The organism is Enteractinococcus helveticum (genome assembly GCF_020742345.1).
GTDB lineage: Bacteria > Actinomycetota > Actinomycetes > Actinomycetales > Micrococcaceae > Yaniella > Yaniella helvetica_A.
Genome location: NZ_DYXC01000022.1, coordinates 1 through 2,949 on the forward strand (window position 1 = coordinate 1; position 2,949 = coordinate 2,949).

The window sequence follows — 2,949 nt, forward strand, 5'->3', positions numbered from 1 at the left end:
GGCAAGTTTGGATAATACTCTACGCACCGCACCGGATGCGGCCAACCGAATCACCATCGACCTGGCGGTTGGTGATGTGACCCTGCGTCCCGGAACACCGGCTCAGCAATAGCCCAGGTCAGAGGATTCCCCGCCAACTCAAGAGCAGCGAAAACCACCACTTAGTGGAATCTTCAAGTATCAGGTAACGTTTACGGTGGATGTCCGCACTGCTTGCTGGCATCCACCGTGTCGTTTTCCTCGGCACGAATATCTCATAGCTCAGGAGCCCCCGTGTCTCAGACCGTTACGGAACCGAAGAAACAAACATCTCGCAAAGTTCGCGCCCTCCTTGCCGGTGGGCTGGTACTCGGCGTTGGCGCCGCAGTCACCTTGGCAGCCTGGACTGACCAAGAATGGGCAACCGGCATCTTCGGTACCGGGTCGTTCAACATTCAATCCAGTGCCGACGGGGAAACCTTTGACGATCATGAAACCCAAGGCGATGCAGCAGCACTAACCTTCGAACTTCCCGGTGCACAAAACCTTTCCCCCGGCGATACCGTAGCCGCACCCTTTGCCTTGCAACTAGATGCTGACACCACTTACGACGCAAACGTCACCCTCACTGAAGCCACCGTGGATCCCGCAGCCGCGGACTTAACCTACGGCATTATCACCGTGGACGACGTCGCCGCCTGTACCCCAGAGGCCACCGGAACCAGCATTATTCCCGCAGGCACCGCCGTTGGCTCTACCGAGGGTGCTACCGCCTTCGACCTAACCGCCGGAGCCGACGGTGCAACCGGCACGCCGGTGACCCTATGTTTCCAGGTCACAGCCGGTGAAGACCTGGTAGAAGGACAAAATATCACCGCCAGCTGGGGCTTCCTCGGCGAGACCGTCGAATAACTCTGACTTCGACGATGTCGGCAACCGACTCCAATCCTGATCAGCTCTTGACGAGGCGTGCGTTGAAACACCAACGCACGCCTGCTCGACGTCGGCGTCAGAAGATCCTGGCGCTGACAGCTGGCGGATTAGTGTTGGGCGTCGGCGCAACCGCGACTGTGGCTGCCTGGACCGATGAAACGTTTTCGACCGGACAATTCCAGGCAGGATCCTTTGCCATCGAAGCCAATATTGACGGCACGTGGCAGAGCACCAACACTATGCAATTCACCGCCCAACAATGGTTCCCCGGCCACCGCGATACCGCTGCGGTACTGATCAGGACGACCCCGGACACGACCGTGGACGGCGAGCTAACGGTCACCGGGCAAGGCGCCACCGGAGCGTTGGGACCCTACCTCGAATACCGGGCGACGGCAACCAACCTGACTGCCGCAGAGGCCGAATCATTTAGCTGTCCAACAACACTGGATGCCAGTTCGGGTTTTATTTTTGGTGGCCAGAACTCCTACGTTCCCCTCGACCAAGCGGCAACTGCCGACACCACAGGGACGGCCTCGGCCGCCGCAGCGGATGCGGTCGCCTACTGTTTCGAAGTGCGGCTTGCTCCCGATGCCCCCAACGAAGCACAAGACACGGCAGCCGATCACACCTGGACGTTCCATGCAGAATCAATTGTCCCCGACTAGATCGTTGTCCTCAACAATTGGCAATGTTGTGCTGTGGCTGTTGGCCGCTGCCGGGGCGATCTGCATCATCCTGGTTGTCGTTGGGCTATGGCTCAATATTTCGATTATGATGTTCCGCACCGGTTCGATGGAACCGACCATTGAGACCGGCTCCGTCGCACTGGTTCGCGAAATCCCCGCTGTAGAAATCACCGAAGGTGATGTCGTCACGGTTGATCGCGGCGAAGAACTTTTACCCGTGACCCACCGAGTCACTGAAATCACCGACGTCAATGAAACAACCGGTGAGGTCACCTTTGTCATGCGCGGGGATGCCAATGACGTCGACGACCCCAAACCGTATACAACGGATACCGTACGCCGAGCATTTTTCAGTATTCCTGGCATCGCCCCGATCATTCAGTGGTTTCAAAACCCGTATGTATTAGGCGGTCTTACCCTTGGTGCCACCGGGCTGGTCATCTGGGCTTTCTGGCCCCGCGATGACGAAGAAGGCCCAACCAAACCGCAGCCCAAACGCGGCAAACATCGGGCTCAAACCATCGCCATCCCCGCCCTGCTCATCCTCACGGCACCGCTACTGAGTGTTGATCAGCAAACCTCCACCGATCACCATGGCGACTATCTGCGATTACGCTCAACCGGAGATATCGAACACATGAAGAATTTGGCGCCCGGAGATTCAGCCACCTGGATAGTAGATGTGTGGGCTGATGCGCCAGAACCAAGTCCTGTTGAACTGACGCTCAGTGCTGCTGGACAGCTGATATCCGATCCGGATGGGCTCAAAGTGGAGGTGGTTATTTGCCACCCAGACCCGAAAAATAGAACCACCTGTGCTGTTGACACTGAACCCCGTGTCTTTAACACAGGGCAGTTGGCTCACCGGGGAACTTCAATCGATCTGACAACCATGTCATCAGAAGAAACCCGCAGGGTTCTACTCACGGCGACTCTTGCTGAAAACGCCCCTGAAAAACTGCAAGACACCACCGCGGCATTCCAAATAACTGCAACAGGTCACCATGAAGAACTCAGTGTATCGCCGGGGCTTGACCCGCCCAACCATATTCCAGTCTCGGATGACCACGGGACCACGAACCTAGCATTGGCCAATACCGGTTTCCGTGTGCTGCTGTGGATCGTACTAGGTTCAATGGTCGTCCTCATCGGCGCAGTGCTGGTGACCAGAAGACACCAGCGGCACCACTCAACCTTGCGCTGACTCGCGCGACGCGGCAGGTGAGGGTTTATGGTGAAATCAGTGTAAGTCACCAAGCAAGGAAACCTCGTGCATACCGTTCGCTCTGAATCTTCAACTGTCCCGGTGGCCACCAAATGGTGGAGTCCGGTGGATCTCACCCCCGGT

Annotated in this window: 3 protein-coding genes; all 3 read left to right on the forward strand. The window is 57.3% G+C overall.

Going from position 1 to position 2,949, the window contains the following annotated elements; all coding sequences use genetic code 11:
- Window positions 1–273 precede the first annotated feature (273 nt).
- Genes K8V32_RS01250 through K8V32_RS01260 form a run of 3 tightly spaced genes read left to right on the forward strand, consistent with a single transcriptional unit; the run spans window position 274 to window position 2,805 of the window.
- Complete coding sequence (locus K8V32_RS01250) at window positions 274–891, forward strand: SipW-dependent-type signal peptide-containing protein (RefSeq protein ID WP_303901661.1); 618 nt, start codon at window positions 274–276, stop codon at window positions 889–891.
- Window positions 892–905: 14 nt separating this feature from the next.
- Window positions 906–1,580 carry a SipW-dependent-type signal peptide-containing protein gene (locus tag K8V32_RS01255; RefSeq protein ID WP_303901664.1) on the forward strand — a complete coding sequence of 225 codons (675 nt, stop codon included), beginning with the start codon at window positions 906–908 and terminating at the stop codon, window positions 1,578–1,580.
- Window positions 1,567–2,805 carry a signal peptidase I gene (locus K8V32_RS01260; RefSeq protein WP_303901667.1) on the forward strand — a complete coding sequence of 413 codons (1,239 nt, stop codon included), beginning with the start codon at window positions 1,567–1,569 and terminating at the stop codon, window positions 2,803–2,805. Before K8V32_RS01255 ends, K8V32_RS01260 begins: the two co-directional genes overlap by 14 nt.
- Window positions 2,806–2,949: the final 144 nt, after the last annotated feature.

Coding starts and splice junctions, on each gene's coding strand:
- K8V32_RS01255 (WP_303901664.1), top strand. CDS start 906: ATGTCGGCAACCGACTCCAATCCTGATCAGCTCTTGACGAGGCGTGCG.